At 68.0% G+C, this 15,354-nt stretch carries 12 protein-coding genes and 1 pseudogene; 4 read left to right on the top strand and 9 right to left on the bottom strand.

Features of this window, described 5'->3' with window-relative positions:
• Position 1 precedes the first annotated feature (1 nt).
• Positions 2 to 1,372 (top strand): TolC family protein, encoded by a 1,371-nt coding sequence (locus WKW82_RS34075; RefSeq protein ID WP_340347442.1) that lies wholly within the window; start codon positions 2 to 4, stop codon positions 1,370 to 1,372.
• Here the strand turns inward: WKW82_RS34075 and WKW82_RS34070 are convergent.
• The 5 genes and pseudogenes from WKW82_RS34070 to WKW82_RS34050 all read right to left on the bottom strand — a co-directional run bounded on the left by WKW82_RS34070 (position 1,318) and on the right by WKW82_RS34050 (position 6,842).
• Positions 1,318 to 2,622 (bottom strand): PepSY-associated TM helix domain-containing protein, encoded by a 1,305-nt coding sequence (locus WKW82_RS34070; RefSeq protein ID WP_340347440.1) that lies wholly within the window; start codon positions 2,620 to 2,622, stop codon positions 1,318 to 1,320. The two genes, WKW82_RS34075 and WKW82_RS34070, sit on opposite strands and share 55 nt — an antisense overlap.
• Before the next feature lie 10 nt (positions 2,623 to 2,632).
• Entirely contained in the window at positions 2,633 to 4,798 is a 2,166-nt protein-coding gene (locus tag WKW82_RS34065; RefSeq protein ID WP_340347439.1) for a TonB-dependent receptor, read from the bottom strand.
• Positions 4,799 to 5,135: 337 nt separating this feature from the next.
• Positions 5,136 to 5,762: pseudogene (gene yfcF, locus WKW82_RS34060) on the bottom strand (glutathione transferase).
• Positions 5,759 to 6,406 carry an FMN-binding negative transcriptional regulator gene (locus WKW82_RS34055; protein ID WP_340347437.1) on the bottom strand — a complete coding sequence of 216 codons (648 nt, stop codon included), beginning with the start codon at positions 6,404 to 6,406 and terminating at the stop codon, positions 5,759 to 5,761. Before WKW82_RS34055 ends, yfcF begins: the two are co-directional and overlap by 4 nt.
• Positions 6,407 to 6,455: 49 nt before the next feature.
• Positions 6,456 to 6,842, bottom strand: coding sequence for a VOC family protein (locus WKW82_RS34050; RefSeq protein WP_340347435.1), 387 nt, complete (start codon positions 6,840 to 6,842; stop codon positions 6,456 to 6,458).
• A 244-nt stretch (positions 6,843 to 7,086) separates the two neighbouring features.
• Here WKW82_RS34050 and WKW82_RS34045 point away from each other — a divergent pair, with 244 nt between their 5' ends.
• The 3 genes from WKW82_RS34045 (at position 7,087) to WKW82_RS34035 (ending at position 10,515) form a co-directional block, all read left to right on the top strand.
• Positions 7,087 to 9,150, top strand: a complete 2,064-nt coding sequence (locus WKW82_RS34045) for an NAD(+) synthase (RefSeq protein WP_340347433.1) — start codon at positions 7,087 to 7,089, stop codon at positions 9,148 to 9,150.
• A 110-nt stretch (positions 9,151 to 9,260) separates the two neighbouring features.
• Entirely contained in the window at positions 9,261 to 9,935 is a 675-nt protein-coding gene (gene pdeM / locus WKW82_RS34040) for a ligase-associated DNA damage response endonuclease PdeM (RefSeq protein WP_340347432.1), read from the top strand.
• A gap of 13 nt (positions 9,936 to 9,948) precedes the next feature.
• A complete protein-coding gene (locus WKW82_RS34035) occupies positions 9,949 to 10,515 on the top strand; it encodes a Crp/Fnr family transcriptional regulator (protein ID WP_340347431.1) in 567 nt (188 codons plus the stop codon).
• Positions 10,516 to 10,801: 286 nt separating this feature from the next.
• Here the strand turns inward: WKW82_RS34035 and WKW82_RS34030 are convergent, their stop codons facing one another.
• The 4 genes from WKW82_RS34030 to WKW82_RS34015 all read right to left on the bottom strand — a co-directional run bounded on the left by WKW82_RS34030 (position 10,802) and on the right by WKW82_RS34015 (position 15,118).
• On the bottom strand, positions 10,802 to 13,141 hold the full coding sequence (locus WKW82_RS34030) for a xanthine dehydrogenase family protein molybdopterin-binding subunit (protein WP_340347430.1): 2,340 nt from the start codon (positions 13,139 to 13,141) through the stop codon (positions 10,802 to 10,804).
• Between the two features lie 180 nt (positions 13,142 to 13,321).
• Positions 13,322 to 13,837 carry a hypothetical protein gene (locus WKW82_RS34025; RefSeq protein ID WP_340347428.1) on the bottom strand — a complete coding sequence of 172 codons (516 nt, stop codon included), beginning with the start codon at positions 13,835 to 13,837 and terminating at the stop codon, positions 13,322 to 13,324.
• 1 nt (position 13,838) lies between these two features.
• Positions 13,839 to 14,366 (bottom strand): MOSC domain-containing protein, encoded by a 528-nt coding sequence (locus WKW82_RS34020; protein WP_340347427.1) that lies wholly within the window; start codon positions 14,364 to 14,366, stop codon positions 13,839 to 13,841.
• A complete protein-coding gene (locus tag WKW82_RS34015; RefSeq protein ID WP_340347426.1) occupies positions 14,363 to 15,118 on the bottom strand; it encodes a 5'-methylthioadenosine/adenosylhomocysteine nucleosidase in 756 nt (251 codons plus the stop codon). The genes WKW82_RS34020 and WKW82_RS34015 overlap by 4 nt, the downstream gene beginning before the upstream one ends.
• Between the last annotated feature and the right edge of the window lie 236 nt (positions 15,119 to 15,354).

Below are 15,354 nucleotides of genomic sequence, written 5' to 3'. Positions count from 1 at the left end.
CATGGGCAAGCCCTCTTTCGCATCCACGCCCCGGCGCCTGTCCGGACCCATCCTCCTGGCGTGCCTGCTGGCCATGGCCTCAAGTGCGCTGGCGCAACGCGCCGTGCCGGCCAGCGACGTGCTACCCGGCGGCCCGCTCGCGGCACGCACCGACCTCCTGGCGCCCAGCGGCGCGCCTGAATCGTTGCAGGCCCTGCTGGCGCGCGCCCTCGAACAAGACCCCCAACTGGAGGTTTCCAGCGCACTGCTCGGCGTGACCGAGGAGCGCCGCGCGCAGGCGCGCTCGCGCCTGGGGCCGGTGTTCAGCGTGCAGGGGTCGCGCGGCAGGTCGCAGGAAGCGAACTTCGGCCGCAACGTCGACGGCAAGACCGACCAGGCCTCCATGGCCTTGCGCTGGAACCTCTTCAACGGCGGCAACGACATCGCCGAGTTCAAGGGCTCGACCCAGGACGTGGCCGCCGCGCAGCAGGACGTGCGTCGCGCGCGCGAGGAGATCGGCGAGCGCATCGGCGACGCCTATGCCGAAATCCTGCGGCACGAGGAGCTGCTGCCGCATTCGATGGAGCGCATGAAGGAGGCGAAGCGCCTGCTGGCCCTGGTGCAGAAGTCGAACGAGTTGGGCAAGCTGGCCGACGTCGATGCGCGCCAGGCGCAGGCCGCGTACCTGGATGCGGAGGTGGCGCACGGCCAGTTGCTGGCCGACCTGCGCGCCGCACGCGACCGCATGATCGTCATCACGGCCAGCGAGCTTCGCCCGACCCTGCCAGTGAAGCTGGCGCCCGGCCTGCTGGCGCCCGACTCGCCCATGGGGTCCGCCGGCATCGTGGCCGCCGCGAAGTTGCGTGCGGACGCTGCCGAGCAACGCGTGCTGCCGTGGCTGTCGAGCTTCTCGCCGCGCGTCGACCTGGAATACAACAAGCTGCTGAGCAACCGGACCGTGCCAGCCACCGACCCGACGGAACTGCATGGTTGGCAAGTGACCGCCCGCTGGGACCTGCCGCTGGGTGGCGAGAACCAGGCCCGCCGTGCCGAGGGACTCAAGCGTGCCCAGGCGGCCAAGGCCGAGGCCGACCGCGTGCTGCGCAACGTGCAGTCCGAACTGGCGACGCTGCCGCCGCGCATGCGGCACAGCGAGGAAGCGATCGCGCAGCTCGACCAGCAGATCGCGCAATATGACGAACTGGTGCGCGTGGGCGACCTGCAGTTCCAGGCCGGCCGCCGCAGCCTCACGCAACTGGTGCAGCTGCTCGACAGCCGTTTCGTCGCACAGCAGCGCCGCGCCGAGGAGCGCCTGAAGCTGCTGACCTCGCGCCTGCGCTACCTGGCGTTGAGGGGCGACTTCCTGGCCGCGATGGGCTTGGCGTCCGACTGAGCCTCGGCGCTCTTCTCACGGTGCGCCTGCAGGCGGCGTGAGCGCCGCTTGCGCTCCCAGATCACGATGCCCGTTACCGACAGCATCGCGACCATCAGGCCCATCAGCGACATCAGGATGCGTCCCGGCATGCCGAGGATGCGGCCGGAGTGGATAGGGAACTGAAGCTGCACGAACACGTCGGCGGCGGTGCCTCTCCACGGCACGTTCTGGCTCAGCACGCGGCCGTCGTGCGCATCGATGTAGAGGTTGGCCAGGCCCATGCCGCCCTGGCCGTGGTCCGCACCCGGCTCGAAGAAGGACACGTTGTAGAAGCCGTAGCGCGCCTCGTAGTAGATGCCGCCCGGAGGCAGGTCGAAGCCGCGCCGCTGCGCCTCGGCCTTGGCCCGCTCGACCACTTCGGCAAAGCCCAGCGTCGGCGTGATGGTCGTGCCCAGCGGCGCCATCGGGCGCGTCTCGTACGGCCCGGGCGTGGTCCTGGACACCAGCGACAGCACCGGATAGAACACCTCGCGGTACAGGTTCAGCGAGAAAGAGGTGAAGGCGATCACGATGATGAAGACCCACACCCACAGGCCGCCCGCACGGTGCAGGTCGAAGTTGAGCTTGTAGCCGCCCGCGCGCCAGCGCACGGCCCAGGCCGGTAGCCAGCGGGCCATCCAACCCTTGGGCGTGCGATGGTCCGGATTCACCGAGGGCCGCAGCCGGCGCGGCGTCGTGAGGTAGAGCGCGACGAAGCTGTCCAGCAGCCACACCAGCGCCACGCTGCCCATGATCCAGTAGCCGATGCGGTCCGTTCCCCACATCGCCGGGATGTGCAGGCTGTAGTGCACCGTGCGCAGGAAGGGCGTCAGGCTCTCGCGCGAGAGCGACACGGCCGTAGAATCGCGCCGTCCCACCACGGAGCCGGTGACCGGGTTCACGAAGACCTGGTTGTAGCCCAGCACGAAGGGCTGCTGCGTCACCGGGTCGATGCGCGGCTCCACGAAGTAGCCCGCGTTGTGGCCCTCCTCGAAGTTGAGCGAGATGTAGCTCACCTTCGCGTGCGGGTCCGCCGCTTCGACCACCGCGGCCAGCGCCATCGGATCGCGGAACGGGCCGCGGCTGTCGTTGTCGTAGAGCGCGCTGTTGAGCCACTCGTCGATCTCGTGGTCCCATGAGGTCACCGCGCCGGTCAGCCCGGCGACGATCAGGAACAGCGCGACAGTGAGTCCCGCCCAGCGATGGATGAGCGTCCAGAAGGAACGCATCGAAGGCCAGTTAGAAGTTGATCGTCCCGGTCAACGAGAAGGTACGTGGCGTGGCCAGCGTCAGGTAGCCCTGGCCGGGATAGCCGCCGGCCGAAGCCCAGTAATTCTTGTTGGTCAGGTTGTCGATGCGGGCACGCAGCGTGAGCAGGCGGTTGTTGCCGATGTCGACCAGGTAGCGCGCGCCGATGTCGAAGCGGGTCCACGACGGCACCTGCTGCTGGTTCGCGCCGTCGGCGTACACCGACGCGGTGTAGAGCACGCGGCCGTTCAGCGACAGGTTGCGCACACCCGGCACGTCCCAGTCGACGCCGATGTTGGCTTGCTGCTTCGGCACGCCGATCACGCGGTTGCCGTCCTGCAGGCCGCCGGGTGTTTTGATCATCTTCGCGTCGAGGAAGGTCGCGCCGCCGAGCAGGCGCAGGCCCTTGGCGGGCTCGCCGTACACCGTCAGCTCGACGCCCTTGTTGCGCTGTTCACCGAACACGCCGTAGACGCCGTTCTGAACATAGGCGCTGGGCTTGTTGGTGGTGAAGTACGACAGCGCGCCGCCGAACTTGCCGCCGTCGTACTTGACGCCGACTTCCTTCTGCTTGGCCACGTACGGTGCGAACACCTGGCCCTGGTTGATGATGTTGACGCCCTGCGCCGTGTCGCCCTTGACCAGGCCTTCGATGTAGTTGCCGTAGACCGAGATCTCCTTGGTCGCCTTGACCACCAGGCCGCCCATCGGGCTCGTCTTCGAAGCCGAATAGGCCGCGCCGAAGGGGCCGAAGGTCTCGTCCTCGATCTTCTGGTCGCGCGCGCCCAGCGTCAGCAGGATGCGGTCATCCCAGAAGGACATCGTGTCGCCGACCGCGAAGCTGGTGTTCTTGATCGATTCGCCGAAACTGCCGGTGAACGGCGTGGTCTGCGGCGGCACCGCGTACGGGTAGTACAGGTTGTTGGCGAAGTTGTTCGACAGCCCGTAGTTCACGTTCGAATCCGAACTGAAGATCGAGCCCGACGCCATCACCGTGTGGCCGACGCTGCCGGTCTTGAACTTGCCGCGGATGCCGACTTCGCCGGTGGCGATGTTGTCCTCGCGCTGGTTCTCGAAGCGATAGGCGGTGGTGGTGCCATCGATGGAGGTCAGCGTCGGCGGTGCAAAGGCAGCGAACTCCCGGCCCTGGCGGCCACCGACGGCGGCCCATGCCGTGACGCTGTCGGTGATGTCGACTTCACCGCGCACGGTGGCGAAGGTGTCGCGTTCGTCCGAGAAGGTCCAGGGCTGTGCGAAGCCGGAGGCGGCGTCCGGCGCCTTCGGCACGGGGATGCCGGGCGCCAGCGTCACGCTGGGCTGGCTGCGCTTGAGTTCGTAGTTCTGGTAGCCGAAGTCGGCCGACAGGCGCACGTTGCGGCTGTGCCAGTCGAGACCGACCGAGACCAGGCCCAGCTTGGCCTTCTCGTCGCCGACGCCGGTGCCGCCATCGCGGCCGGCTGCGTTCAGGCGGATGCCGGTGGACTGGTCGGGGCCGAAGCGGCGCGAGATGTCGGCCGCCACATAGCCCTGTTGGCTGCTCTCGATGCCGGCCGTCACTTCGGTCAGCGGCTCGCTGGCGGCGCGCTTGGGCACCACGTTGATCAGGCCGCCGAGGCCGCCGCCCGAAGTCGCGCCCGAGCCGGCGCCGTTCAGGAAGGCGCTCGCGCCGCGGAACACCTCGACGCGCTCGACCAGTTCCGCGGCCATGTACTGGCGCGGCACCAGGCCGTAGAGGCCGTTGTAGGCCACGTCATCCGAGGCGACCGGGAAGCCGCGCACGAAGTAGGTCTGCTGGAAGTTGCCGAAGCCGCGCGCCACGCGCACGCCGGGGTCGTTCATCAGCACGTCGCCGATGCTCTGCGCCTGCGTGTTGGCGATCAGTTCCTGCGTGAAGCTGTTGATGCTGAACGGCGTGTTCATGTTGTCCTGGTTGCCCAGGATGCCGATGCGGCCACCGCGTGCCACCTGGCCGCCGGCGTAGGGCTTGGTCAGGCCTTCGGCCGAAGCGTCGGCAGAAGCGTCCACGGTGATCGTCGGCAGCACGCCCGGCTGTGGCTGCGCGGCTGGCGCTGCGTTCTGGGCTTGGGCCGTGAGGGCCGAAATGGCGAACAGCGTGGCGGTGACGTGAGGAAGTGGGCGGAAGGCGGGGGCGGGCATGTCAGTTTATCTGGTGCGAATACTAATGAGAACCGTTATTATTACCGTTTGTGCACACTGAATTCGATGGTTTTTCCGCGTAATGCAACACTCGCTGGGCGAACTGCTGCGCGAATTCGCGAATAAGTGCCCAGGGCGGCAGATATTTCCAATCATGACCTTGGTGCGTCGGGCGGGGCGCGTTGGCCAGCCGGGCGCCAACGCTCACGAGCGGATCGCTCCGGAAGTCGCGCGCACTGCATGGCGTCGACCGCGGTCGCTGCGGCGCGCCTCGGGCGAAGCTACCGCCGGAGCGTGCGCTGACACGCGTCTGGACCGGCCTTGATGACGCCCTCGCCTACAGTGGCGGCCGCCGTTGCCCGACCCACAGCTGCACGGAGGGCCGGCGCCATTGCCGCGCCGCCTACGCCTGGAGCCGGTCGGGCACGGGCTCACCGCCGAGGATGAGCCGATTGAGCATCAGTGCGAGGTCCACGTCGGCGATGCACCACTGGCCGAACAGGTGCTCGGCACCATCCTGCAACAGGGCCTGCGCAGCGGTACACAGCTTGGCAGCGGCCTCTTGCGCCACCGAAGAGAGCGGCGGCGGCCTGGCGCCGTAGAACAGGACTTCCGTCGGGCGTTCCTGCCGCAGCGGCATCAGGTCGCTGCGCAGCCATGCCTGGACCTGGCGTGCTCGCGCCTTGCTCCGCGGTTGTGCGGGATACAGCGGCGGGCCTTCGAAGACCTCGTCGATGTATTCCGTGATCGCCGACGATTCCGACAGCGCAAAGCCGTCATGAACCAGCGTGGGCACACGGCGTGTGAGCGACAGGTCCGCGAAACCCGCAGCCCGGTGTTCCCCGGCGCCGAGGTCGACAGTGCTCATGTCGAACGCCAGCCCCTTCTCATGCAGCGCGACGAACACGGACATCGCGTACGGGCTCGCGAACTGCGAATCGACATGCAGGTGGATGGATGTCATCGGGCCAGCGCCTCGATGCGCTCCGCGACCAGGCGAGACATCGCCAGCGAATTGGCGTCGCCGCCCGCGCGGAGTCCTGCCACCGTTCCCACCCTGTCCGCAATCGCTTCGTCCTGGCTGAGTTTCCACTTGCCGGAAATGCTGGCGATGGGAATCTCGATGCCGACGATGGCCCGCGACAGACCTTCGATGTACTCGCGCGGAGCATCGGTGATGCGCCAGGGTTCGATGCGGCCGGACTCGCTCTGGTGCGTCAGGTCCGTGATCGCCTGCATGATCCAGTCGCGATCATGTATGGCCGAGGCCACGCCGCCGGCATGCACGGCGACGTAGTTCCACGTCGGGACCACCTTGCCGTCGACCTGCTTGCCGGGATACCACGAGGGCGTGATGTACGACTGCGGCCCCTGGAAGATCACCAGCGAGGGCACGGCCGCAGGCAACTCGCGCCAGACCGGATTCGCGCGCGCGACGTGGGCGCGCAACGTGCCGAATTCACCGCGGTCCTTGTCCAGCACGAACGGAATGTGATTGGCCACCAGTCCGCCAAGTCCGGGCGTGACCCAGGCGCCCAGCGGGTGCGCCTGCATGAGCGATTGCAATGCGGCCAGATCGCGTTCTTCGTGATGGGGCGCGATGTACATGTCTTTTCGTCCTGGGGATCGCTTCGGCGCGATGGTCGGCGCGGTTGAACTACGCCGGCGTGTGGCAGACCGCCTCGATGTTGTGCCCATCGGGATCGAGCACGAAGGCGCCGTAGTAGTTCGGGTGGTAGTGCGGCCGCAGCCCCGGCGCGCCGTTGTCCTTGCCACCCGCGGCAAGGCCGGCCGCATGGAAGGCGTCGACTTCCGCGCGCGTCTCGACACGGAATGCGATGTGGATCGGCGGGACGTTGGGCGTGCCGCTGGCGATCCAGAAGTCGGGCTTGGGCGCGACGCCGAAGCCGGCCACGTCACTGCGCCCTGTGACGGCGGCGGGGATTTCCATCAGCAGCCCGTAGCCGATGGGCGCCAGCGCCTTGGCGTAGAAGGCCTTGCTCTTGGCGAAGTCGCTGACGGACACGCCTGTGTGATCGATCATGTGTGCCTCGACTGTGGGGTGAAATGATGGGGACCAGGTTCGTGGGCAGCGTGCCGGGCTCATGTTTTCGGCCTGAGTCCTCATGGCCTGTGCGCCAGGACTCGCGCTCACCGATGGCCGCAAAGTATGCCCGCGACGAAGCCTTTCGTGCGACTGCGTAGCATGGCCCTGCACCAGACGGATTCGGGCGGTGCTCCGACAATCCGCGTGGCGCCAGAAAAGAACGTCCCATCGGAAGACATGCATGACTGACCAGCAGCTCTCGTTCCTCAACCCCTACACCCACGGCTTCGCACGCGTCGCCGTCGCTGTGCCGCGCAACCGCGTGGCCGACCCGGTGTTCAATGCGGCGGAGGCGATCAAGCTTTACCGCGAGGCGGCCTCGAACGGTGCCGTCGTCGTGGCCTTCCCGGAGCTGGGCCTGTCGGCCTACACCTGCGACGACCTGTTCCACCAGGCTGCGCTGCTCGACGCGTGCGAGGTGGCGTTGCAGCAGGTGGTCGAGGCCTCGGCCGACATCGGCGCGGTGGCCATCGTCGGTCTGCCCCTGCGCGTCGACCATCGGCTGTTCAATTGCGCGGCGGTGGTCGCGAGTGGCCGTTTGCTCGGCGTGCTGCCCAAGACCTACCTGCCCAACTACGGCGAGTTCTACGAAGGTCGCCAGTTCAACGCCGCCGACAGCGCGTTGTCCACCGACTTCGACTGGCATGGCGAGCGCATCCCCTTCGGCGCCGACCTGCTGTTCCAGTGCCGCCAGATTCCCCTGCTCAAGCTGCATGTCGAGATCTGCGAGGACGTCTGGGTGCCGATCCCGCCGTCAAGCTATGCCGCGCTGGCCGGTGCGACGGTGCTGGTGAACCTCTCGGCATCGAACATCACCATCGGCAAGTCGGCGTATCGGCATCAACTGGTGAGCCTGCATTCGGCGCGCTGCCTGGCGGCCTATCTGTACTCGTCGGCGGGCATCGGCGAGTCGACCACCGACCTGGCCTGGGACGGCCAGGGCCTCATCTACGAAAGCGGCGAGATGCTGGCCGAGAGTGAGCGCTTCAGCAACAGCTCGCACATCGTCTCGGCCGACGTGGACCTGGAGCGCGTCTCGCGCGAACGCATGCGGCAGAACTCGTTTGGCGTGTCGGTGCAGAAGCACAAGGCGCAGTTGGCGACATGGCGCACGGTGCATTTCGACGTGGCCGTGCCAGCGCAGGTGCCGCAGGGCCTGCTGCGCAAGGTGGAGCGCTTCCCGTATGTGCCGGCCAACGCGAAGACGCGCGACGAGCGCTGCCATGAGGTCTTCAACATCCAGGTGCAGTCGCTGGTGCAGCGCATGGAGGCGACCGGCATCAGGAAGCTGGTCATCGGCGTTTCCGGCGGCCTCGATTCCACGCATGCGCTGATGGTCTGCGCGCAGGCCATGGACCGCCTGAAGCTTCCGCGCGCCAACATCCTCGCCTACACGATGCCCGGCTTCGCGACCAGCGACCGCACGCTCTCGCAGGCGCACAAGCTGATGACGGCGACCGGCTGTTCGGCGCAGGAAATCGACATCCGCCCGAGCTGCCTGCAGATGCTGAAGGACCTGAAGCATCCGCATTCCGACGACGCGCCCCAGTACGACATCACCTTCGAGAACGTGCAGGCCGGCGAGCGCACCAGTCACCTGTTCAGGCTGGCCAACCTGCACAACGGCATCGTGGTCGGCACCGGCGACCTCAGCGAACTGGCGCTCGGCTGGTGCACCTACGGCGTGGGCGACCACATGTCGCACTACAACGTGAACGCCAGCGTGCCCAAGACCCTCATCAAGCACCTGGTGCGCTGGGTCGCCGACACGGGCCAGATCGGCAACGACGGCAGCGACGTGCTGCGCGCCATCCTCGACACCGAGGTCAGCCCCGAACTGATCCCGTCCACGCCAGGCGCCGACCAGCCGAGCCAGAAGACCGAGGACACCATCGGCCCCTACGAGCTGCAGGACTTCAACCTCTACTACACGCTGCGCTACGGCTTCCGCCCGACCAAGGTGGCCTTCCTCTCGTACACCGCCTGGCACGACCGCACATTGGGCGCGTGGCCCGACGACTCGCACGACCTGGTGCGCAACGAATACGGGCTGGCCGACATCAAGCGCCACCTCGGCACCTTCCTCTGGCGCTTCTTCAAGACCAGCCAGTTCAAGCGCTCCTGCGTGCCGAACGGGCCGAAGGTCGGTTCGGGGGGCTCGCTGTCCCCGCGCGGCGACTGGCGCGCGCCGAGCGATTCGGAAGCCGAGGTCTGGCTGGCCGAATTGAAGGGGGTTCCCGGATAGGACCGGCCGAATACGGCTGCAGCGCTCGTACGGCCCCGCGAGAGGCTTCGCCATACCGATGGCATTCGAGGGCATTCGCCTTTTGCGAAACTCGACGCACATTGCGCCCTATGCCCGTCCTCGCGCCCGAATCGTCCGCCTGCCCACAAGCATGGGCCGGCGAAACGCTGCACCTCCTGCCCGAGCGAGCGCTCTGGTGGCCGGCAGGGCACACGCTGTTCGTTGCCGACCTGCACCTCGGCAAGGCCGCGACCTATCGCACGCTGGGCCAACCGGTGCCGGGCGGGACCACGCGGCAGAACCTGGCGCGGCTTGACCACCTGATCGCACGCCACGCGCCGCGGCGAATCGTGTTCCTCGGCGACTTCCTGCATGCCGCACAGGCGCGTACCGTGCTCGGCGCTGTGGAAGCCTGGCGCGCGGGCCATGCGGCCATCGCGATGACGCTGGTGCGCGGCAACCACGACAGCCGCGCCGGCGACCCGCCCGATGCACTCCACATCGACCGCGTCGATGAGCCCTGGCTGCTCGGCCCTTTCGCCTGCTGCCACCACCCGCAATCGCATCCCACGCACTTCGTTCTGGCCGGACATTTGCACCCGGTTTGCAAGCTGCATGGGCGCGGGCGCGACAGTTTGCGCTTACCTTGTTTCGTGAGTGAGCCGGATCGCGCTATCCTGCCTGCGTTCGGGGAGTTCACTGGCGGCTGGCTGATGGAAGCCCTGCCGCACCGGCGATTTCACGGCGTCGGTGGCAACAGCGTATGGACGTTGCCGGCACTTTAGCGACAGATCCTCGATGCTTTTCGAACACCCCTCCTTCGCCGGACCCGGCCCGCGCGAGCGCGCGGCCCGCTTGCTGATCGCGTCCGCGCCCATGGCCCAACTCACCCTGGCCGACGCGATGATCATCGTGGACTCAATGGAACCTGTCTTCGTCACCATGGGCACGGTGGTGATGGAAGAAGGTGAAACCGAGGACACCGGCTACATGGCGTTGGTGCTTGAAGGCGAACTGCGCGCCGAGAGCGGCAACGGCATCGTGGGCGAGAAGATGGTGATCTCGATGATCGGCCCCGGCGGCCTGCTTGGCGACATGGGCGCCATCGACGGCTCGCCGCGCTCGGCCACCTGCACCGCGCTCACCGATGTCAAGCTGGCGATCCTGTCCAGCGCCATGCTGCTGGCGCTGATCGACGAGCACCCGGCCGTCGCGGCGCGGCTGTTGCTGGCCGTCTGCACCGGCATGTCAGCGCGGCTGCGCGAGAACAACCGCAGGCTGCTGGCGTTGTCGAACGTCAGCCGCGCGGTGCAAAAGGAGCTGGATGCGACCCACGCGGTGAATCGCCGCCTGCTGGGGGCCTGAACGAGAACCTCCGGTGCGAGCAGGGCTCGTTAAGAGCCCGAGGATTCATCTGTCATTCAGTTTTTCACCACGCTATCGCGTGACCCAGGACGAATGAAAACCGAGCGAGCAATGCCTGTTCGTGGGCACCCGCGGAACCGGCTTTGCCGGGCCGTTGGGTGCGCCCCCTTGAGGGGCTGAAGGCCGCGGCTCCGAGCCTGCCTGTGCAGGCTCGGACGGCCTGCAAGAGCAGCCGCATCTGGCGGCCGCCCAGGCGCCGCAGGCGCATTCGGGGGTGGGCTTGATGCTAGCCGTGCATCTGCGCCCAGAGCCGCGTCGGGCTCAACGGCATCTGCAGCTGCGTCGTCCTGGCGCCGAGGCCGTTGCGCGCCAATGCATCCGCCACCGCGTTGACCACCGCCGGCGTCGCGCCGATCGTGCCGAGTTCGCCCACGCCCTTCACGCCCAGCGGGTTGTTCTTGCAGGGCGTGGACTGGTCCATCTCGGTCTTGAAGTCAGGCGAGGTGCGCGCCACGGGCATCGCGTAGTCCATGAAGCTGCCGGTCAGGGGCTGGCCGGTCTCCGGGTCATAGACGATCTGCTCGAGCAGCGCCTGGCCGATGCCCTGCACGGCGCCGCCATCGAGCTGGCCGCGCACGATCATCGGGTTCACGACGTTGCCGACGTCGTTGACGGAGGCATACGCCACCACTTCGACATCCGCCGTCAGCGGGTCGACCTCGACCTCGCTGATGTGGCAACCGTTGGGCCAGGTCGGGCCGGCCACGGTGCTGGTGGAGTCCATGAAGATGCGGTGATCAGGCTGCTTGCCGGCGAGTTCGAACAGGCCGATGCTCAGGTCGGTGCCGGCGACGGTGAAGGCTCCTTCCGCGTACTTCACGTCTTCAGGCGCGGCTTCGAGTTCCTTCGCGGCGAGGCCCTTGGCATGGTCGATGGTGCGCTCGGAGCCGACACGCACGGCCGAGCCGCCGGTGAAGATCGAACGCGAGCCGGCGCTGCCGAAGCCGTCGCCGCGGTCGGTGTCGCCGAGCACCACGCGCACCTTGTCGAGCGGCACGCCGAAGGCGTCGACCACGAGTTGCGCGAGCGAGGTGGCGATGCCCTGGCCCATCGCGTTGACGGCCGAGAACACTTCGATGATGCCGTCGGCCAGCACCGAGACGGTCACGCGTTCCTCGAAGACATTGCCGCCGGTCCATTCCAGGAAGGTGGCGATGCCGAGGCCGCGCAGCTTGCCGCGCTGCTTCGATTCGGCGGCGCGCGCATCGAAACCCTTCCAGTCGGCCAGCGCCAGCCCCTGGTCCATCACGTGCTCGAAGCGGCCGGTGTCGTAGACCTGGCCCATCGGGTTGGTGTAGGGCATCTGGTCCGGATGGATGATGTTGCGGCGGCGCAGCGCGATGCGGTCCATGCCGATCTGGCGCGCGGCCTCGTCCATCAGGCGCTCCATGTTGTGGATGGCTTCCGGCCGGCCGGCGCCGCGGTAGGCGCCGGTCGGCGCGGTGTTGGTCATCACCGCCTTGAAGTGGAAGTCGATGGTCTGGATGTCGTAGATGCTGGTCTGCACCCACGGTCCGATCAGCAGCTGGATCGCCACGCCGACGCCGGTGCCGTAGGCGCCCACGTTGGCCAGCGAATGCACGCGCAGCGCGAGGATCTTGCCGTCGGCGGCCAACGCCAGTTCGGCGTCCACGTGCACGTCCCGGCCGTGCGTGGTGGAGGTGAATTCCTCGCTGCGGTCAGCGATCCACTTGACCGGCGTCTTGAGCGCGCGGGCTGCGAAGACGACGACGGCGTCCTCCGGGTACATGCCGGTCTTCATGCCGAAGCCGCCGCCCACGTCGGGCACGCGCACGCGGATCTGGTCGCGCGGGATCTTGAGCACGGCGTCGCAGAGCGTGTCGCGCACGCCGGAAGGCATCTGCGTGCTCATGTGGATGGTGGTGCGGCCGCTGGCCTTGTCGTAGTCGGCCACGATGGAGCGCGGCTCCAGCGTGACGGCTGCCAGGCGCTGGTTGACGATGTGCAGCTTGACCACGTGCGCGGCCTTGGCGAATGCGGCGTCGGTGGCCTCGGCGCTGCCGTGGCGCATTTCGCAGGAGATGTTGTCGGGCGCCTCGTCGCACAGCACCGGCGCGCCGGGCGCGATGGCCTCCGCGGGGTCGATGACCATCGGCAAGGCTTCGTATTCGATGAACACCGCCTCGGCCGCATCGCGCGCCTGCTGCAGGGTCTGGGCGATCACCGCGACCACGGGTTCGCCGACGAAGCGCACGCGCTCATGCGCCAGCGGGCGGCGTGGCGCGGTGGCGGCGGGGCTGCCGTCGGCCCGCACGAAGCCGGCCGCGCCAGGCAGGGGCTCCACGCCGGCCGCCACGAGGTCCGCGCCGGTGATGACCTGAAGCACGCCCGGCATGCCCGCGGCGGTGGCCGTGTCGATGGAGACGATGCGCGCATGCGGGTACGGCGAGCGCGAGAAGCTGAGCTGCGCCTGGCCATCGAAGGAGATGTCATCGGTGTAGCGGCCAAGGCCTGCGACCAGGGTGTCGTCCTCGACGCGACGGACTTCCTTGCCGCTGCCGAAGCGGCCGGCTGCAGGGACGGGGGTGGAGACGGAAGTGTTCAAGTGTCGACCTCATCAATCAATGGCCCCAGCGGCCAGCGGGTGGACTTTGCCACGAAACGCGATGTCGTGTGAGCGGTCAATCGAGGGGTCGGACGCGTGCGCGACGCGGGTATTTCTGAGGTCGACGGGGCTTGACTTGATCCGCCGCAGGAGGCGGGCCGGCATGGGCCGGCGCTGGATCTATTCGCTGGGGCTGGGGCGCACCCATCGCCAGGTGACTTCCACCGCCTGCACGCCCGCGACCAGCGACTGCGGATCCGGAAAGGCCTCGCCTTCCACGACATAGGCCGTGCGGTTCCAGACGTTGAAGACGCGCGCCTGCGGATGCCTCGCGTCCACGCAGGCGATCCACTCGCCGGTGCCGGGACACACGTCCGTGCCGTTGCAGACACGCTGGTGCCGCTTTTCCGTTTCAGGGGTCTGTGCCTGGATGCCGGCAATCGCCAGGCTGGCCAGCAGGCCGATGCCGGCCCCCACCAGCGTGAAGACGAGCGTGGCCAGCGCGCCGATGAGCGCGCCGACGCCCACGCCGCCACCGCGTTCACTCAGGTAGTAGCCGAGCATCGCGCCGGCGAGGGGGAACAACAGGAGCTTCATGCCTCCTTCGCGGCCCAGGCCAGTCTTCAGGGCGACCCACGCGGTCCGCGCCTTTTCAAGCCAGGACGGCCGCAACGGGCGCACGTTGGTGGGTTTCATTTCAAGTCGGGGCATGCATGACCATCACCGCGTCGCCACAGCGAAGCGGACCGCCCACGAGTATGCGTGCCGTCACGCCGCCGTGCCCGCGCATGGCGTTGTAGCCCCCCGGGCCGAGGGCTTCTTCCATGCGCGAGCAGGGTTCGCAGGGGCCGGTGATCTCGAGCACCACCTCGGCGCCGATGCGCAAATGCAAGGGCTGGTCGCGGAACAGTCCGCGCGCGGCCAGCAGGTTCAGGCCCGAGACGACCAGGTTGCGGCGCAGCCGTTCTGCGCTGATGGCAGCGTGGCCCGACAAGGCGGCGATGACCGGCAGGTGCTCGGCCTGGATCAGCGTGACCTGTCGCTTGCCGCCGCCGGCTGCGGAGGGCGTTCGTGCGGCGATGCGGTCGCCCGCCAGGCCGCGTCCGGCCAGTGCGACGACCTGCGCCACAGGCTGGATCGGCGCGCCGCGTGCCGGTCGCAACAGGATCGCGTCGAGCCGGCCCGCGTGGGCGAAGCGGCTCGTCAGTTCGCGCAGTCCGTTCACGGCGGCAGCGTCGGCAGCAGCGCGGCGATGAGCGCCCGGGCCTGCCGCCCGGCCACCTGCGAGAGGTAGGCGGGAAAGTCCACATGCGCCTGGTCGTCCGCCCGGTCCGAGATGTTGCGCACCGCCGCGAAGGGCACGCCATGGTCATGGCAAACCTGCGCGACAGCCGCGGCTTCCATCTCGACGGCCATCGCATCCGGGAGCGCGGCGCGCAATGCGCAAGCCTCGTCCGCTCGCGAGACGAAGCGGTCGCCGCTGATCAACAGGCCCTGGTGGACGCGCGGCGCATCGATGCCGAAGCGCGCCAGCGTGGCCGCGTCGAAATGCGACCTCGCATCGACGGCCGGATCACGCGCCGCCGCCAGCAGCAGCCCGACGAGTTGCGCGTCCGCTGCAAAGCGGGAACGCCCGTAGAGCGGTACCTCGTAGCGCGGGAACAGCGGCGAGGCATCCATGTCGTGCTGCAGGAATGCCGTGCCGATGACCGTGTCGCCGACTCGCACATCGGGATGCAGCCCACCGGCCACGCCGGTGAACACGATGCGCCGTGCGTTGAAGCGCTCGATCAGCGTCGCCGCCGTCGTGGCCGCGGCCACCTTGCCGATGCGCGAGAGCGCAAACACCACCGGCCGGCCTTGCCATTCGCCGGCATGGAAGTCGCGCCCTGCATGCCGCACGACGCGCAGCCCGTCGAGCTGCGAGGACAGCCCCTCCTGCTCTTCAGGGAGCGCACTGAGAACTGCAGTGGTCATCGAAGAGGATGGTATTCACGCCAGGAACACCGCGGAACCGGCTTGTATGGGGAGGGTGTTGCCCCTGCCAGGGGGTTGGAGGAGCGTCACGAAGTGACGCGTATCCTGGGGGCGAGCAACAATTTATCCTAAATCCGGCGGTTACCCAGTCCCCGGGAGCCTATTCGGAGGCCTGAAGGGGCCGATGGTGGGTGCGATGCGGTGGCTGATGTAGCGCAGCATCGCCGCCCATGGGT

The sequence above is a fragment of the Variovorax rhizosphaerae genome (assembly GCF_037889975.1).
GTDB lineage: Bacteria > Pseudomonadota > Gammaproteobacteria > Burkholderiales > Burkholderiaceae_C > Variovorax > Variovorax rhizosphaerae.
Note: the sequence above shows the minus strand (reverse complement) of the source record. Positions and strands in the feature narration are given on the sequence as shown.

Coding starts and splice junctions, on each gene's coding strand:
- WKW82_RS34075 (WP_340347442.1), top strand. CDS start 2: ATGGGCAAGCCCTCTTTCGCATCCACGCCCCGGCGCCTGTCCGGACCC.
- WKW82_RS34070 (WP_340347440.1), bottom strand. CDS start 2,622: ATGCGTTCCTTCTGGACGCTCATCCATCGCTGGGCGGGACTCACTGTC.
- WKW82_RS34065 (WP_340347439.1), bottom strand. CDS start 4,798: ATGCCCGCCCCCGCCTTCCGCCCACTTCCTCACGTCACCGCCACGCTG.
- WKW82_RS34055 (WP_340347437.1), bottom strand. CDS start 6,406: ATGTACATCGCGCCCCATCACGAAGAACGCGATCTGGCCGCATTGCAA.
- WKW82_RS34050 (WP_340347435.1), bottom strand. CDS start 6,842: ATGATCGATCACACAGGCGTGTCCGTCAGCGACTTCGCCAAGAGCAAG.
- WKW82_RS34045 (WP_340347433.1), top strand. CDS start 7,087: ATGACTGACCAGCAGCTCTCGTTCCTCAACCCCTACACCCACGGCTTC.
- pdeM (WP_340347432.1), top strand. CDS start 9,261: ATGCCCGTCCTCGCGCCCGAATCGTCCGCCTGCCCACAAGCATGGGCC.
- WKW82_RS34035 (WP_340347431.1), top strand. CDS start 9,949: ATGCTTTTCGAACACCCCTCCTTCGCCGGACCCGGCCCGCGCGAGCGC.
- WKW82_RS34025 (WP_340347428.1), bottom strand. CDS start 13,837: ATGAAACCCACCAACGTGCGCCCGTTGCGGCCGTCCTGGCTTGAAAAG.
- WKW82_RS34015 (WP_340347426.1), bottom strand. CDS start 15,118: ATGACCACTGCAGTTCTCAGTGCGCTCCCTGAAGAGCAGGAGGGGCTG.